The sequence below is a fragment of the Pectobacterium sp. F1-1 genome, assembly GCF_025643735.1.
GTDB classification, from domain to species: Bacteria; Pseudomonadota; Gammaproteobacteria; order Enterobacterales; family Enterobacteriaceae; genus Pectobacterium; species Pectobacterium colocasium.
On the sequence record NZ_CP104733.1, the window covers coordinates 2,240,722 to 2,257,156 of the forward strand.

The following is a 16,435-nucleotide window of genomic DNA, read 5'->3' on the forward strand; positions in this document are numbered from 1 at the left end:
AACAGGCCGGGATTTTTGTTATCTGTCACTCAGTCACAATACGTATCAGCAACTGACCGTGCTCAACAGTGACAGTCACCGGGGTATCGGTGCCAAATCCCGCCGCTTCGAGCCAGTTGCCGGTAAGGTGCAGGCTGGGGCTGCGGCTGTAATAGCGCGTCATGTCATTGCGGTCGGCGTGACGGCGGCTGACATAGCCGACCTTCAGGTGTCGTAATGCTTGGGGTGTGGCGGGTTCTGACTTATGATGCTGCTTAGCCATATCAACTACTCCTAACTAGTTGTTGTGGTGAGCGTCGCTGATGGGCTGCAACCCGTCGGTGACGCGCTAAATCCTGTCTATGCTACTCTTCTTTAACCGCCTTCCTGGCGGAGTCCCAGCGGCGGGACTGGTACTTGATAATCAGACTCTCCAGCACTTCCCTGACAATCGCCTGCTCGTTCTCGGGTAACTGACTGACGGCCTCAAACTGAAGCGTCAGCGTGTCACTCGGGCCACGTTCATGTTCTTCAAATAGCAAATAATCGGTACTGACATGCAGCGTGGTTGCAATCTTCTTGAGTGCATCCAGCGACGGCATGGCCTGTCCGCTCTCGTACTTCTTCCAGCTGTTAACATGCAGGCCGACAGCATCAGCCATTGCCTGCTGGGACAGGCCGAGCTTTTTACGTAATGCGTTTAACCGAACAGGTAATGACATAGTGAGCAGATACCAGTGAGATGTCGTGCGCATGATATTACCCCCTCGAAAAAACAGCACTTGCTAAATATACATCATGATGTACCATATTAAAACATATGTGTGGTCTTGACGTGTTTTTTACAGGAGCGACGGAATGGGACGAATGACACCGGCAGAACTGGCGCAGCTCAAGCATGAGGTGTCATTGCTGACCGTGGCGCAACGTCAGGGTCATGCACTGAAAAAGCAGGGTGACGACAGCTATGTGTGTCTGTGTCCGTTCCATCGGGAGAAAACGCCGTCCTGTGTCATTACGCCGTCAAAGAACCTGTATCACTGCTTTGGCTGCGGGGCATCGGGGTCGGTGCTGGACTGGCTGCAACACACCGAGAAACTGACCTATCCGCAGACGCTGGTGCGGCTGCGGGAGCTGGCCGGAACCCCGTCTTCTTTAGCCGCCGTCCCTGTACTGGCTTCGCCGCCAGTGGCACGGACGCCGCTGTCTGACCTGGATGATGACGGTCAGGCGCTGCTGCATCAGGTTATCGACTTCTATCACCATAACTTGTTGAACAGTCCGGAGGCGCAGCAGTGGCTGGTCAGTCGCGGGCTGAACCATCCTGAACTGGTAAGCCACTTCCGCTTAGGGTTCGCGGGGCATCACGGTATCGGCGGCAGCGCGGGGCTGTTGCCGTCGACGTCAAGCCTTGAGGGAAAACGGCTGCGCGAGCGGCTGGCCGGGCTGGGGGTATTGCGGGCGAGTACGCGACAAGACCACTTCCGGGGCTGTGTGGTGATGCCGGTTATCGGCTGGTCGGAATCGGCGAACGTGGCGCAGCGCGGGCGGGTGTTGCAGTTGTATGGTCGCCGGACCACGGCGGACTACGCGGTGAAGAAAGGCTCACCCAAACACCTCTACTTACCGTCACCGCTGGCCGGGGTATGGAACGAGGAAGCGCTGAAAGCCTCGTCTGAAATTATCCTGTGCGAAGCGCTTATCGACGCCATGACCTTCTGGTGTGCGGGGTTCCGCCATGTGACCACGGCTTACGGGTCGAACGGTTTTACCGCTGAGCATCTGGCGGCGTTGCAGTACCACGGGGTCAAGCGGGTGTTAATCGCCTATGACCGGGATGAGGCAGGCGACCGGGGTGCGGAAGCCGTGGCCGCTGACCTGCTGGAAAGCGGTATCGAGGCGTGGCGAGTGCCGTTCCCGCAGGGGCTGGATGCGAATGCCTATGCGCTGAAAAGTGGTAATCCTGAAGCGGCGTTAGGGCTGGCGCTGGAGCAGGCACAATGGATGGGTAAAGGGGTTGTCCCCGGCGTGGTGTTCAGTCATGAAACGCCGGTGTCTGACGTGGGTGAAAATCCTTCTTCTTTAGCCGCCTCTGCACCTGCGGTTGATGTGGTGCCGTGCGAACAAACGGATACCGGTGAGCTGCTGTTACGCGCCGGACCACGGGTGTGGCGGGTGCGCGGCTGGCAGAAGAACAGAGTGGCGGAAGTGATGAAGGTGAACGTGCAGGTGCGGGATGAGAGTGCCGGTACGTTCCATGTGGACTCACTGGATATGTACAGTTCACGTCATCGTCAGGGCTATATCAGTGCGGCGGCGGTTGAACTGGGCTGTGAGTCCTCGGTCATCAAACGTGAATGCGGTCGGGTGCTGCTGATGCTGGAGCAGAAGCAGGATGAAGCGCGACAATCTACGGTGCAGTCGGATGTTACAGCGGCGGTGACGGTCAGCGCGGAAGACGAAGCGGCAGCGCTGGCGCTGCTCAAATCTCCCCATCTCACCGAGCGTATCGTCAATGACCTGGCAGCCTGTGGCGTGGTGGGGGAATCAACCAATCTGCTGACGGGGTATCTGGCGGCGACGTCGCGCAAGCTGGATAAACCGCTGGCCGTGCTTATCCAGTCATCATCAGCTGCAGGTAAATCCTCGCTGATGGACGCGGTGCTGGGGCTGATGCCGGAAGAAGAGCGTATCCAGTACTCGGCGATGACCGGGCAGAGCCTGTACTACCTTGGTGAAACCTCGCTGCAACACAAGATACTGGCTATCGCGGAAGAGGAAGGGGTGCGGCAGGCGGCGTATGCGCTGAAGCTGTTGCAGTCGGACGGGGAGCTGAAAATCGCCAGTACCGGCAAGAACGAGCAGAGCGGCGAACTGGTCACACGGGAGTACAAGGTACAAGGGCCGGTAATGCTGATGCTGACCACCACGGCTATCGACGTGGATGAAGAGCTGCTGAACCGCTGTCTGGTGCTGACGGTCAACGAGAGCCGTGAACAGACGCAGGCGATACACGCGATGCAGCGACACGGGCAGACGCTGGAAGGGCTGCTGGCCGCGAGTGAGAAAGGGTATCTGACTAAGTTGCACCAGAACGCGCAGCGGCTGCTGCGGCCACTGAAGGTGGTGAACCCGTATGCTGACCGGCTGACGTTCCTGAGTGATAAAACCCGTACCCGACGCGACCATATGAAATACCTGACGCTGATACAAAGCATCGCGCTGCTGCACCAGTACCAGCGAGCGGTGAAACGGGTCGAGCATCGGGGCGCGGTTATCGAGTATATCGAGGTGGCACAGAGTGATATCGCGTTAGCCAATCAACTGGCGCATGAGGTACTGGGGCGAACGCTGGACGAGATGCCGCCACAGACGCGGAAGTTACTGGTGTTGTTGCGTGAAATGGTGCGGGATGTCGCAGTGCGTCAGGCGCTGAAAGCGGAAGAGGTTCGGTTCTCACGGCGGGATGTCCGGGCAACCCTGCGCTGGGGTGATACGCAGCTAAAAGTGCATCTCTCAAGGCTGCTGGAAATGGAATACCTTGTGCTTTACCGGCGCGGGCTGACGTATGAGTACGGCCTGCTGTGGGACGGCGAAGACAGCGGTCAGCCACACTTATGCGGGTTACTGGACGTGGAAGAAACCGTTCCGGCCAGCGAGAGCAACGATAACCGGTCGGGGTCAGATGAATATCGGTCGACCACGGGTCGGGGTGTGGTCGGTAGTCGGTCGGAGAGTGAAAAAGTAGCGTCAGACCAGACAGTACAAGGGCTGGGTGCCGAAGCGGCCGGGGTTGCTGAAAACGCAGTAATAAAGGGAAAAAAGAAAACGTGCTGCTGCCATCGCCTCCGATGCTAACAAGGTGGTGACGCATGGCCAACCGTAAACCACGGTCGGGTGCGCTGCTGACGGTGGATGAGGTCTACCGTAAACCCATCGGTCCGGCCAGCGACCCGAAGAGCCTGTATGCGCTGCTGCTGCGGTTCGTGGTGTGGCGTCGGGAGCGCAACGGGTCGGAGGCGACGCTGAAGGTGCAGACGCATCACCAGTACCGGTTCATCCTGTGGGCAGCAGAGCGGGGAGTGCATTATGTCCGTGACGTAACCCGCCCCATCCTTGAACGCTACCAGCGGCATCTGTACCAGTACCGCAAAAGCAACGGTGAACCCCTCTCCACCCGGACCCAGCGCACGGCGTTACAGCCGTTGCAGGTGTGGTTCAGCTGGCTGACGAAACAGCATCTGATACTGGCGAACCCGGCGGCCGACCTGGAGCTGCCGAAACTTGAAAAGCGACTGCCGCGCACGATACTGAGCGTGGAGGATGTGGAGCAGGTGCTGGCGTTGCCCGACCTGACGACGCTTCAGGGGCAGCGTGACCGGGCGCTGATGGAGCTGCTGTGGTCAACGGGGCTGAGGCGGGGTGAGGTGGCAAAGCTGGACGTCTACAGCGTGGACGGGAGCCGTAAAACGGTGACGGTGAGGCAGGGCAAGGGAAGAAAAGACCGGGTTATCCCGATAGGAAACCGGGCGCTGCGCTGGCTGAGTCACTACCAGCAACAGGTGAGGCCGCAACTGCTGGTCAGTCAGGACATTACCGCGCTGTTCGTGGCGCTGGATGGAATCGCGGGACTGACGGCGAACGGCATCACCCACATGGTCGGCCACTACATCCGGGCATCGGGACTCGCGCCGTGGGGAAGCTGTCACCTGTTCCGGCATGCGATGGCGACGCAGATGCTGGAGAACGGCGCGGATATCCGGTGGATACAGGCGATGTTAGGTCATGCGAGCGTGGAGAGCACGCAAATCTATACGCAAGTCTCCATCAGGGCGTTATCCGCAGTCCATGCGAGTACGCACCCGGCAGAGCGTGAGGCTGAAGAAGAAACCGGGCTGCTGGCTGACCTGATAGCGGACGAGGAGGCGGACACAGCGGAGCCGCACGACATACCTGTGTTGCCGGACAGTCACAAAAGTTAGCTCGTTCTCTTCAAGGCCGCAGGGTACGGCGTCGGGCAAAAGCTGCGCCATCCGTGGCGCACCTATTGCCTTGTTCAGCTAAGCGCTCCGGCGGTAAATGTCGCCCGGCCAGCGTTAACCCAAGCCGTTCTCTGTCATTAACGTTGCTGGCCGTTCGTCATTCAACATAATGTGGCATTACGCGAAAGCCGCTGAACGCGGCCAACGCGTAACGAACATTATGTCGGCGCCGTCTACCGCAAGGGCGCGCTGCGGTCTGCTTCGGCATCGGTGAGCGGCTGGCCGCCGGGGTTCGGCTCTGTGGTGCGGTGTGGCGCACAGCTCGCCAGCTCGCTCTGCTACGAACCTCAGCGTGCTTCCCTGGCTCTGACGGTGTGGCCGCCCTCCCTGGCGGCGCAGGCTCCGGCGTCAGCCTTCAAAAAACGTCAACAGAACAAGGGTTGTCGGCCTGCTGCCTCCGCTGAAGGGCTTCACCTCGCCCCCGCCCCAACCCCGCTGCACTGGCTGTGCCCGGCTCGCAGTCGCAGGCTCCTTGCTCGTTGCCGTGCTCGCCATCTCCGCCCCGTGCGGCCCCCGCCGGGGGCCTCCCCGCTAACCCGTTCTCTTGCGGGCTTCGCCAGCCCGCACCCGGCAGACGCTTCACCGTCCCACAGGCAAGCTGCGGAACGGCTCGCGCCGCGATAAACCCGGTTCAACAACAAAACGACTACTGGCAGCGACTTGGGCTGCTGCTATGATGTGGCGGTTGCAGGCGGTAAGGTCACGGCGGGGCGGTAGCGTGCCGGGATGAAAAAGTGCGTATCGGGGCTTGGGTGTGCTGTTATCGAAACGCTTCAGGAAAAACCGGCTGTAACTGGCTGACTGTACAGGGAAAAATGGTGTTCGCTGGCTGAGTCCGCACCGGAAAACGTTGTTGTGGAGAATAACTATCTGAGTGATAAGGATATCACTACGTTCACCGAAAAATATGCGAATGCGAAGACGGATGAGGAAAGAGATCAACTTAAAGCTGAACTTAGCCAGTTAGATAAAGATAAACAGCATCAAGCCTTATCGACCGGTATCCCGTTGAAGGAACAAAAAGCGGAACTGGAAAAACTGAAGTTGCTTGCTGCCTCACCGGATTGTGTCGGTCAATGTCAGGAGTTAGTGAGTTACTCGATTTCTCAGCTCGAACCAGTGGTTAACAACCCTCAATTACATCAGGATAATATTAACAAAGGGATATTGGCTGCAGTTATATCTGGTATAGCGCTTGAAAGACCTATCGGTGGAAGTTCTAATGCATCGCCGCTGACAAGAGAGCAACAGGAATTAATCAGAAAGGCTGAATCTATCTCAACAGCAAAGGGGATACAGAATCCGTTCCCGAGGGATCTGAATGAGCAAGTATTATGGAATGGAGTTAAGGCTAATCCATCGGCTGGATATCCACTGACGGGATTGAATAATGATCCTAAATTTCCTTCATCAGCAGGGTTCCAGAAAATGTCAGTCAATCATACACTCCCAGATGGTAGGAATATTGAAGTTCATTATCAATATAACTCATTGACTAATAAGGCTTATGATATGAAAGTTATCACACCACAACGTCAAGGCGCTTCATTTAAGGAAAAACAATGAAAATAATAACTCAACGAGGGGGATATCTCGTTGATGTTTATGCAGTCTATTGGGTTGGAGGCAACACTTACTTCTATGGTCTATCTAAGGGGAATGGTGGTTTGTCTGCTTATAAGCTAGGAGATGGCATAGATATAGTTGACTCGGATTTATCAGGTGAGTTTATTTATTTTAACCAAGGTATTTTTTATAAACCTTTGATAGAAGAAAAACTCCTTGATGATCTTCTTGAGTATGATGAAACAGCCTACAAACGGTTCCTTGAGATCCTGAAAGCGGAAGGACGAATAGATCCCGACTTCTATTAGTCATTATAAATCCCGGCCTCACAAACAGGCCGGGATTTTTGTTATCTGTCACTCAGTCACAATACGTATCAGCAACTGACCGTGCTCAACAGTGACAGTCACCGGGGTATCGGTGCCAAATCCCGCCGCTTCGAGCCAGTTGCCGGTAAGGTGCAGGCTGGGGCTGCGGCTGTAATAGCGCGTCATGTCATTGCGGTCGGCGTGACGGCGGCTGACATAGCCGACCTTCAGGTGTCGTAATGCTTGGGGTGTGGCGGGTTCTGACTTATGATGCTGCTTAGCCATATCAACTACTCCTAACTAGTTGTTGTGGTGAGCGTCGCTGATGGGCTGCAACCCGTCGGTGACGCGCTAAATCCTGTCTATGCTACTCTTCTTTAACCGCCTTCCTGGCGGAGTCCCAGCGGCGGGACTGGTACTTGATAATCAGACTCTCCAGCACTTCCCTGACAATCGCCTGCTCGTTCTCGGGTAACTGACTGACGGCCTCAAACTGAAGCGTCAGCGTGTCACTCGGGCCACGTTCATGTTCTTCAAATAGCAAATAATCGGTACTGACATGCAGCGTGGTTGCAATCTTCTTGAGTGCATCCAGCGACGGCATGGCCTGTCCGCTCTCGTACTTCTTCCAGCTGTTAACATGCAGGCCGACAGCATCAGCCATTGCCTGCTGGGACAGGCCGAGCTTTTTACGTAATGCGTTTAACCGAACAGGTAATGACATAGTGAGCAGATACCAGTGAGATGTCGTGCGCATGATATTACCCCCTCGAAAAAACAGCACTTGCTAAATATACATCATGATGTACCATATTAAAACATATGTGTGGTCTTGACGTGTTTTTTACAGGAGCGACGGAATGGGACGAATGACACCGGCAGAACTGGCGCAGCTCAAGCATGAGGTGTCATTGCTGACCGTGGCGCAACGTCAGGGTCATGCACTGAAAAAGCAGGGTGACGACAGCTATGTGTGTCTGTGTCCGTTCCATCGGGAGAAAACGCCGTCCTGTGTCATTACGCCGTCAAAGAACCTGTATCACTGCTTTGGCTGCGGGGCATCGGGGTCGGTGCTGGACTGGCTGCAACACACCGAGAAACTGACCTATCCGCAGACGCTGGTGCGGCTGCGGGAGCTGGCCGGAACCCCGTCTTCTTTAGCCGCCGTCCCTGTACTGGCTTCGCCGCCAGTGGCACGGACGCCGCTGTCTGACCTGGATGATGACGGTCAGGCGCTGCTGCATCAGGTTATCGACTTCTATCACCATAACTTGTTGAACAGTCCGGAGGCGCAGCAGTGGCTGGTCAGTCGCGGGCTGAACCATCCTGAACTGGTAAGCCACTTCCGCTTAGGGTTCGCGGGGCATCACGGTATCGGCGGCAGCGCGGGGCTGTTGCCGTCGACGTCAAGCCTTGAGGGAAAACGGCTGCGCGAGCGGCTGGCCGGGCTGGGGGTATTGCGGGCGAGTACGCGACAAGACCACTTCCGGGGCTGTGTGGTGATGCCGGTTATCGGCTGGTCGGAATCGGCGAACGTGGCGCAGCGCGGGCGGGTGTTGCAGTTGTATGGTCGCCGGACCACGGCGGACTACGCGGTGAAGAAAGGCTCACCCAAACACCTCTACTTACCGTCACCGCTGGCCGGGGTATGGAACGAGGAAGCGCTGAAAGCCTCGTCTGAAATTATCCTGTGCGAAGCGCTTATCGACGCCATGACCTTCTGGTGTGCGGGGTTCCGCCATGTGACCACGGCTTACGGGTCGAACGGTTTTACCGCTGAGCATCTGGCGGCGTTGCAGTACCACGGGGTCAAGCGGGTGTTAATCGCCTATGACCGGGATGAGGCAGGCGACCGGGGTGCGGAAGCCGTGGCCGCTGACCTGCTGGAAAGCGGTATCGAGGCGTGGCGAGTGCCGTTCCCGCAGGGGCTGGATGCGAATGCCTATGCGCTGAAAAGTGGTAATCCTGAAGCGGCGTTAGGGCTGGCGCTGGAGCAGGCACAATGGATGGGTAAAGGGGTTGTCCCCGGCGTGGTGTTCAGTCATGAAACGCCGGTGTCTGACGTGGGTGAAAATCCTTCTTCTTTAGCCGCCTCTGCACCTGCGGTTGATGTGGTGCCGTGCGAACAAACGGATACCGGTGAGCTGCTGTTACGCGCCGGACCACGGGTGTGGCGGGTGCGCGGCTGGCAGAAGAACAGAGTGGCGGAAGTGATGAAGGTGAACGTGCAGGTGCGGGATGAGAGTGCCGGTACGTTCCATGTGGACTCACTGGATATGTACAGTTCACGTCATCGTCAGGGCTATATCAGTGCGGCGGCGGTTGAACTGGGCTGTGAGTCCTCGGTCATCAAACGTGAATGCGGTCGGGTGCTGCTGATGCTGGAGCAGAAGCAGGATGAAGCGCGACAATCTACGGTGCAGTCGGATGTTACAGCGGCGGTGACGGTCAGCGCGGAAGACGAAGCGGCAGCGCTGGCGCTGCTCAAATCTCCCCATCTCACCGAGCGTATCGTCAATGACCTGGCAGCCTGTGGCGTGGTGGGGGAATCAACCAATCTGCTGACGGGGTATCTGGCGGCGACGTCGCGCAAGCTGGATAAACCGCTGGCCGTGCTTATCCAGTCATCATCAGCTGCAGGTAAATCCTCGCTGATGGACGCGGTGCTGGGGCTGATGCCGGAAGAAGAGCGTATCCAGTACTCGGCGATGACCGGGCAGAGCCTGTACTACCTTGGTGAAACCTCGCTGCAACACAAGATACTGGCTATCGCGGAAGAGGAAGGGGTGCGGCAGGCGGCGTATGCGCTGAAGCTGTTGCAGTCGGACGGGGAGCTGAAAATCGCCAGTACCGGCAAGAACGAGCAGAGCGGCGAACTGGTCACACGGGAGTACAAGGTACAAGGGCCGGTAATGCTGATGCTGACCACCACGGCTATCGACGTGGATGAAGAGCTGCTGAACCGCTGTCTGGTGCTGACGGTCAACGAGAGCCGTGAACAGACGCAGGCGATACACGCGATGCAGCGACACGGGCAGACGCTGGAAGGGCTGCTGGCCGCGAGTGAGAAAGGGTATCTGACTAAGTTGCACCAGAACGCGCAGCGGCTGCTGCGGCCACTGAAGGTGGTGAACCCGTATGCTGACCGGCTGACGTTCCTGAGTGATAAAACCCGTACCCGACGCGACCATATGAAATACCTGACGCTGATACAAAGCATCGCGCTGCTGCACCAGTACCAGCGAGCGGTGAAACGGGTCGAGCATCGGGGCGCGGTTATCGAGTATATCGAGGTGGCACAGAGTGATATCGCGTTAGCCAATCAACTGGCGCATGAGGTACTGGGGCGAACGCTGGACGAGATGCCGCCACAGACGCGGAAGTTACTGGTGTTGTTGCGTGAAATGGTGCGGGATGTCGCAGTGCGTCAGGCGCTGAAAGCGGAAGAGGTTCGGTTCTCACGGCGGGATGTCCGGGCAACCCTGCGCTGGGGTGATACGCAGCTAAAAGTGCATCTCTCAAGGCTGCTGGAAATGGAATACCTTGTGCTTTACCGGCGCGGGCTGACGTATGAGTACGGCCTGCTGTGGGACGGCGAAGACAGCGGTCAGCCACACTTATGCGGGTTACTGGACGTGGAAGAAACCGTTCCGGCCAGCGAGAGCAACGATAACCGGTCGGGGTCAGATGAATATCGGTCGACCACGGGTCGGGGTGTGGTCGGTAGTCGGTCGGAGAGTGAAAAAGTAGCGTCAGACCAGACAGTACAAGGGCTGGGTGCCGAAGCGGCCGGGGTTGCTGAAAACGCAGTAATAAAGGGAAAAAAGAAAGCGGGTAAAATCGTGCTGCCCGTGAGTGCGGGTTCACCGATAAATAGCGTGGTTGAGGGCAGCGATAACCGGTCGGGTCTGGAAGCGGCTCAGTCGGCCACCAGTCGGGGTGTGGTCGGTAGTCGGTCGGACAGTGAAAAAGTGGCGTCAGGCCAGACAGTACAAGGGCTGGACGCCGAAGCAGTCGGGGTTGCTGAAAACACGGTAATAAGAGGAAAAAGAAAACGTGCTGCTGCCATCGCCTCCGATGCTAACAAGGTGGTGACGCATGGCCAACCGTAAACCACGGTCGGGTGCGCTGCTGACGGTGGATGAGGTCTACCGTAAACCCATCGGTCCGGCCAGCGACCCGAAGAGCCTGTATGCGCTGCTGCTGCGGTTCGTGGTGTGGCGTCGGGAGCGCAACGGGTCGGAGGCGACGCTGAAGGTGCAGACGCATCACCAGTACCGGTTCATCCTGTGGGCAGCAGAGCGGGGAGTGCATTATGTCCGTGACGTAACCCGCCCCATCCTTGAACGCTACCAGCGGCATCTGTACCAGTACCGCAAAAGCAACGGTGAACCCCTCTCCACCCGGACCCAGCGCACGGCGTTACAGCCGTTGCAGGTGTGGTTCAGCTGGCTGACGAAACAGCATCTGATACTGGCGAACCCGGCGGCCGACCTGGAGCTGCCGAAACTTGAAAAGCGACTGCCGCGCACGATACTGAGCGTGGAGGACGTGGAGCAGGTACTGGCCTTACCCGACCTGACGACGCTTCAGGGCATCCGTGACCGTGCACTGATGGAGCTGCTGTGGTCAACGGGGCTGAGGCGGGGTGAGGTGGCAAAGCTGGACGTCTACAGCGTGGACGGGAGCCGTAAAACGGTGACGGTGAGGCAGGGCAAGGGAAGAAAAGACCGGGTTATCCCGATAGGAAACCGGGCGCTGCGCTGGCTGAGTCACTACCAGCAACAGGTGAGGCCGCAACTGCTGGTCAGTCAGGACATTACCGCGCTGTTCGTGGCGCTGGATGGAATCGCGGGACTGACGGCGAACGGCATCACCCACATGGTCGGCCACTACATCCGGGCATCGGGACTCGCGCCGTGGGGAAGCTGTCACCTGTTCCGGCATGCGATGGCGACGCAGATGCTGGAGAACGGCGCGGATATCCGGTGGATACAGGCGATGTTAGGTCATGCGAGCGTGGAGAGCACGCAACTCTATACGCAAGTCTCCATCAGGGCGTTATCCGCAGTCCATGCGAGTACGCACCCGGCAGAGCGTGAGGCTGAAGAAGAAACCGGGCTGCTGGCTGACCTGATAGCGGACGAGGAGGCGGACACAGCGGAGCCGCACGACATACCTGTGTTGCCGGACAGTCACAAAAGTTAGCTCGTTCTCTTCAAGGCCGCAGGGTACGGCGTCGGGCAAAAGCTGCGCCATCCGTGGCGCACCTATTGCCTTGTTCAGCTAAGCGCTCCGGCGGTAAATGTCGCCCGGCCAGCGTTAACCCAAGCCGTTCTCTGTCATTAACGTTGCTGGCCGTTCGTCATTCAACATAATGTGGCATTACGCGAAAGCCGCTGAACGCGGCCAACGCGCAACGAACATTATGTCGGCGCCGGTCGGCTAATGGGCGCGCTGCGGTCTTCCTCGGCAAAGGCGTGCGGCTGGCCGCCGGGGTTGGGCTCTGTGGCGCGGTGTGGCGCACAGGGCTTCGCCCTCTGCTGCAAACCTCAGCGTGCTTCCCTGGCTCTGACGGAGTGGCCGCCATCCCTGGCGGCGCAGGCTTCGGCGTCAATCCTCAGCAAACATCAACGTCAATATCAAAGCAGAAGCCGTTCCTGCGTCACGGCGCTGAAGGGCTTTACCTCGCCCCCGCCCCGACCCCGCTGCACTGGCTGCGCCCGGCTCGCAGTCGCCGGCTCCTTGCTCGTTCCCGTGCTCGCCATCTCCGCCCCGTGCGGCCCCCGCCGGGGGCCTCCCCGCTAACCCGTTCTCTTGCGGGCTTCGCCAGCCCGCACCCGGCAGACGCTTCACCGTCCCACAGGCAAGCTGCGGAACGGCTCGCGCCGCGATAAACCCGGTTCAACAACAAAACGACTACTGGCAGCGACTTGGGCTGCTGCTATGATGTGGCGGTTGCAGGCGGTAAGGTCACGGCGGGGCGGTAGCGTGCCGGGATGAAAAAGTGCGTATCGGGGCTTGGGTGTGCTGTTATCGAAACGCTTCAGGAAAAACCGGCTGTAACTGGCTGACTGTACAGGGAAAAATGGTGTTCGCTGGCTGAGTCCGCACCGGAAAACGTTGTTGTTGAGAATAACTTCTTCGGCAAAGCGCTGGTTGAAGGATGTGCGATAGCGGCACCATGCCGAACCAAGGTTGCTGAAAAGTTACTTGAGCTCGGCGTGAAAGCAGGTATTACCGGTGTTGTAGCGAAGGAAATCGCGGACAATCTCTCGTCGGAAGAGCTGGATCATCTCATCAGACTGAACATGATGGGTAATGATGAGATTACCGTGAAGTATCTGAACTCGCTTCAGGATAAGTACGGTTCTGACAATGCTTCCAATCCGAATCTTGGTAAGGATCTGACTAACGAGCAGAAGGTTGAGCTTGGCGGATCAGGATCAGGTACACCGGGCGGTTGGGAGCCTCAGGATGAAGAGAATGCCCGTAATAATGATTCTTCATCAGACCCTAAAAGCAGATCACAGTATGAACAATATGTGGATTCGTTACGTGCATCAATGGAAAAGCCCAATGTTAAGGATGATAATCTTAAAAACATAATCAATGATTTATATAGGCCAAATGCCAAAGTTGGTAGTGGAAGTACTGCGGATGCTGTTCGCTATGAATTAGCTACGGGCGAAAAAGTTGGCGGAAGGGGGCATGTTGAAAAAGCGCAAACATACTCCAAGGCTCTTCAAGATTGGTTGAATAAAAATCCTCAAGCCTCTTCAAGTGATAGAGCTGCGGCGGAAAACGTTCTGAAAGATATGCAAAATGCTCTTAAGGGTAAGAAGTGATGGATAAGTATGTTAATGAGTATCTGAGTATCTTTACTCAGAAGTCGGAATATATAAAAAATGAAGTAAATAAGAGTGTCGAATATTGGTACCCAGATCCTCCGCCGACAATTTTATTATTTTCGCTAGTAGGTAAAGCGCTAGTGAGCCAATTAGCCTCATTAGAGCAGTCAGATAAATCAATTTTTTTCCAGCACATCGAAACCGGAATAGTGTCAGATAATGATGATTTGGCAACGGCGGTAGCAACTGGTCTTATTGAATCTTTAGTTACAGCCACCGATGAAAATGAGTCTGTGTGGAAAGAAGTTGAAAGTTGTCTCCATACTGAATCAAAAAAGCACGCGCTATCGTGGAAAAATTTTGGGCAGTAATAGAATTTACCTGACTCAATAAAAGTAATCGTAAAAATCCCGGCCCCTAAAAAGGCCGGTTTTTTTTGCCTGTCTGTCATTCAGTCACAATACGGATCAGCAGTTGCCCCTGTTCAACGGTGACAATCACCGGGGTATCGGTCCCAAATCCCGCCGCTTCGAGCCAGTTGCCGGTAAGGTGCAGGCTGGGGCTGCGGCTGTAATAGCGCGTCATATCGTTGCGGTCTGCGTGGCGACGGCTGACATAGCCGACCTTCAGGTGTCGTAATGCTTGGGGTGTGGCGGGTTCTGACTTATGATGCTGCTTAGCCATAGTAACTACCTCAATGCGGCGAAAGGGCGGGAAACCGGCACGGGCAACAGCTGGTCAGAAACCACGGTGGATGCGGGTAACCACGTCACGCTGAAAAGCGAGCGCGACACGCGGCTGACTGGCGCGCAGGTGAACGGCGAGCGCATTGATGTTGATGCCGGACGTAATCTGCTGCTGCAAAGCCAGCAGGACAGCGAGCGTTATGATTCCAGACAGGTGAGCGGGTCGGCGGGCGGCAGCTTTACCTGGGGCGGCGGGGGCGGTAGCGGCTATATCAGCCTCAGCAAAGACAAGATGCACAGCAATTATGACAGCGTGCAGCAGCAAACCGGGCTCTTTGCGGGTAAAGAAGGATTTGGTATAAAAACCGGTGAGCACACCCAGCTTGACGCCGCGGTCATTGGCTCCACCGCCAGCGCCGAGAAAAATCGGCTGGACACGGGGACGCTGGGCTGGAGCGGGCTCAACAACAAAGCCGAGTTCAAGGTGGAGCACAGCGGCGCCGGGTTCAGCGCCAGCCCGTCCCTGAACGGCAGTATGCTGTCGACGCTGGCGATGAATGTGCCGTCGGCGCTGATGTCGCTGGGTAGCCGCGGCAATGCGTCCAGCACCACCTATGCGGCGGTGAGCGACGGCACGTTGTTGTTGCGGGACACGGCGAAGCAGGTGCAGGATATCACTACGCTGAGCCGTGACGTTGAGCACGCGAACAACGCGCTCAACCCGATCTTTAACAAAGAGAAAGAGCAAAAACGCCTGAAACAGGCGCAGCTGATTGGTGAGATTGGCGCGCAGGTGATGGATATCGTGCGCACGGAAGGCGAGCTGAAGGCGCAGAAAGCCGCGGAGGCTAAAGGCGATGCCACCGTCAAACGTCCGCAGGACGGTGATTCGGCGCAGGAATGGGAAGTCTATAAAAAGGCGCTGACGGAATCACCGACCTACAAAGCCGAGATGCAGAAATACGGCACGGGCAGCGACTTCCAGCGCGCGGCACAGGCGGCGACGGCGGCGATTCAGGCACTGGCGGGTGGGGACATTCAGAAAGCGATTGCCAGCGGGGCATCACCGTATCTGGCGCAACTGGTGAAAGACGTCACGCTACCGAAGGACGAAAGCAAAATCACGGCGTCGGATATCGCAGCCAATGCGATGGCGCATGCGGTGGTGGGGGCGGTGGTCGCCCAGCTGTCGGGTCAGGATGCAGCCGCGGGGGCCATCGGTGCCTCCAGCGGTGAACTGGCTGCCCGTGCGATTATGGCCGCACAATATCCCGGCAAGACGGCAAACGACCTGACGGAAGAAGAAAAGCAGTCGGTCAGCGCGCTTTCCACGCTGGCCTCCGGGCTGATATCCGGTCTGGCGAGCAACAGCACGGCGTCTGCCGCCAGCGGCGCACAGTCCGGGCGTAATGCGGTGGAGAATAACTTCCTCAGTAGTTCCGATATCACGACGTTCCTTGAGAAGTACGCTAAAGCTAAGACAGAAGAGGAAAAAGAAAAGCTCCGTGAAGAACTGAAGCAAAAGGATGCCGAGCAGCAGGCCCAGGCCCAGGCAACCGGAATTTCGGTCAATGACCAGAAAGCCGAACTGGAAAAGCTGAAAGCGCTGATGGCGTCACCGGATTGCAGTGCGGAATGTCGGTCACTGGTAGCTTACTCAATATCTCAGCTTGAACCGGTAGCCAATGATACCCAATTGCATAAGGATAATCTTGCAAAGGCTGGGCTGGCTGCGGTTATCTTCGGGATTACTGACAGAATATCGTCAGGAGCAGGAAAAGCGAAATCGCAGGAGGTGTCTGCAACTGCAAAAGCGGAAAAATCCGCACTTGATGATATTTTACAAGGAGAAAATCAGGCAGCAAAAAACACCGCTACTAATAATTTTGAAGTCAAAAAACTTCCTGATGCTAATGGGAAAAATCACATCACTGCTGTAAAAGGTGATGCAACAATACCCGTCGATAAGATTGAACTATACATGCGTGGAAAAGGGTAATGCG

13 protein-coding genes and 1 pseudogene are annotated in these 16,435 nt (G+C 56.9%); 9 read left to right on the top strand and 5 right to left on the bottom strand.

Going from position 1 to position 16,435, the window contains the following annotated elements; genetic code table 11:
* Positions 1 to 25: 25 nt before the first annotated feature.
* Together NAL19_RS09830 and NAL19_RS09835 are read right to left on the bottom strand one after the other, a co-directional pair.
* Positions 26 to 262 (bottom strand): type I toxin-antitoxin system SymE family toxin, encoded by a 237-nt coding sequence (locus NAL19_RS09830; RefSeq protein WP_263057367.1) that lies wholly within the window; start codon positions 260 to 262, stop codon positions 26 to 28.
* Positions 263 to 344: 82 nt separating this feature from the next.
* Positions 345 to 701 (bottom strand): helix-turn-helix domain-containing protein, encoded by a 357-nt coding sequence (locus NAL19_RS09835; protein WP_306797792.1) that lies wholly within the window; start codon positions 699 to 701, stop codon positions 345 to 347.
* A gap of 136 nt (positions 702 to 837) precedes the next feature.
* Here NAL19_RS09835 and NAL19_RS09840 point away from each other — a divergent pair, with 136 nt between their 5' ends.
* From NAL19_RS09840 to NAL19_RS09855, 4 genes are all read left to right on the top strand, one after another.
* On the top strand, positions 838 to 3,837 hold the full coding sequence (locus tag NAL19_RS09840) for a CHC2 zinc finger domain-containing protein (protein WP_317630312.1): 3,000 nt from the start codon (positions 838 to 840) through the stop codon (positions 3,835 to 3,837).
* A gap of 14 nt (positions 3,838 to 3,851) precedes the next feature.
* On the top strand, positions 3,852 to 4,961 hold the full coding sequence (gene xerC / locus NAL19_RS09845) for a site-specific tyrosine recombinase XerC (protein ID WP_263059560.1): 1,110 nt from the start codon (positions 3,852 to 3,854) through the stop codon (positions 4,959 to 4,961).
* Between the two features lie 915 nt (positions 4,962 to 5,876).
* Entirely contained in the window at positions 5,877 to 6,587 is a 711-nt protein-coding gene (locus NAL19_RS09850) for a hypothetical protein (RefSeq protein ID WP_263059561.1), read from the top strand.
* Complete coding sequence (locus tag NAL19_RS09855) at positions 6,584 to 6,895, top strand: hypothetical protein (RefSeq protein WP_263057368.1); 312 nt, start codon at positions 6,584 to 6,586, stop codon at positions 6,893 to 6,895. Before NAL19_RS09850 ends, NAL19_RS09855 begins: the two co-directional genes overlap by 4 nt.
* A 48-nt stretch (positions 6,896 to 6,943) precedes the next feature.
* Here NAL19_RS09855 and NAL19_RS09860 read toward each other — a convergent pair whose 3' ends face one another.
* Both NAL19_RS09860 and NAL19_RS09865 read right to left on the bottom strand, forming a co-directional pair.
* The gene (locus NAL19_RS09860; protein WP_263057367.1) at positions 6,944 to 7,180 is read right to left on the bottom strand and encodes a type I toxin-antitoxin system SymE family toxin; all 237 of its coding nucleotides are present in this window, start codon (positions 7,178 to 7,180) and stop codon (positions 6,944 to 6,946) included.
* An 82-nt stretch (positions 7,181 to 7,262) separates the two neighbouring features.
* Positions 7,263 to 7,619 (bottom strand): helix-turn-helix domain-containing protein, encoded by a 357-nt coding sequence (locus tag NAL19_RS09865; protein ID WP_306797792.1) that lies wholly within the window; start codon positions 7,617 to 7,619, stop codon positions 7,263 to 7,265.
* 136 nt (positions 7,620 to 7,755) lie between these two features.
* On the opposite strand from NAL19_RS09865, the gene NAL19_RS09870 reads away from it, so the two are divergent.
* The 4 genes and pseudogenes from NAL19_RS09870 to NAL19_RS09885 all read left to right on the top strand — a co-directional run bounded on the left by NAL19_RS09870 (position 7,756) and on the right by NAL19_RS09885 (position 14,117).
* Positions 7,756 to 11,007 (top strand): CHC2 zinc finger domain-containing protein, encoded by a 3,252-nt coding sequence (locus NAL19_RS09870; RefSeq protein WP_263057366.1) that lies wholly within the window; start codon positions 7,756 to 7,758, stop codon positions 11,005 to 11,007.
* Entirely contained in the window at positions 10,994 to 12,103 is a 1,110-nt protein-coding gene (gene xerC / locus NAL19_RS09875; protein ID WP_263057365.1) for a site-specific tyrosine recombinase XerC, read from the top strand. The genes NAL19_RS09870 and xerC (NAL19_RS09875) overlap by 14 nt, the downstream gene beginning before the upstream one ends.
* Before the next feature lie 917 nt (positions 12,104 to 13,020).
* Positions 13,021 to 13,743: pseudogene (locus NAL19_RS09880) on the top strand (type IV secretion protein Rhs); the annotation flags it as partial.
* Positions 13,743 to 14,117 carry a hypothetical protein gene (locus tag NAL19_RS09885; protein WP_103860613.1) on the top strand — a complete coding sequence of 125 codons (375 nt, stop codon included), beginning with the start codon at positions 13,743 to 13,745 and terminating at the stop codon, positions 14,115 to 14,117. The pseudogene NAL19_RS09880 and the gene NAL19_RS09885, both read left to right, overlap by 1 nt.
* 76 nt (positions 14,118 to 14,193) lie before the next feature.
* Here NAL19_RS09885 and NAL19_RS09890 read toward each other — a convergent pair whose 3' ends face one another.
* Positions 14,194 to 14,430, bottom strand: a complete 237-nt coding sequence (locus NAL19_RS09890) for a SymE family type I addiction module toxin (protein ID WP_225084761.1) — start codon at positions 14,428 to 14,430, stop codon at positions 14,194 to 14,196.
* Between NAL19_RS09890 and NAL19_RS09895 the strand changes: the two genes are divergently transcribed.
* Positions 14,413 to 16,431 (top strand): VENN motif pre-toxin domain-containing protein, encoded by a 2,019-nt coding sequence (locus NAL19_RS09895; protein ID WP_317630313.1) that lies wholly within the window; start codon positions 14,413 to 14,415, stop codon positions 16,429 to 16,431. The genes NAL19_RS09890 and NAL19_RS09895 overlap by 18 nt on opposite strands.
* Positions 16,432 to 16,435 lie beyond the last annotated feature (4 nt).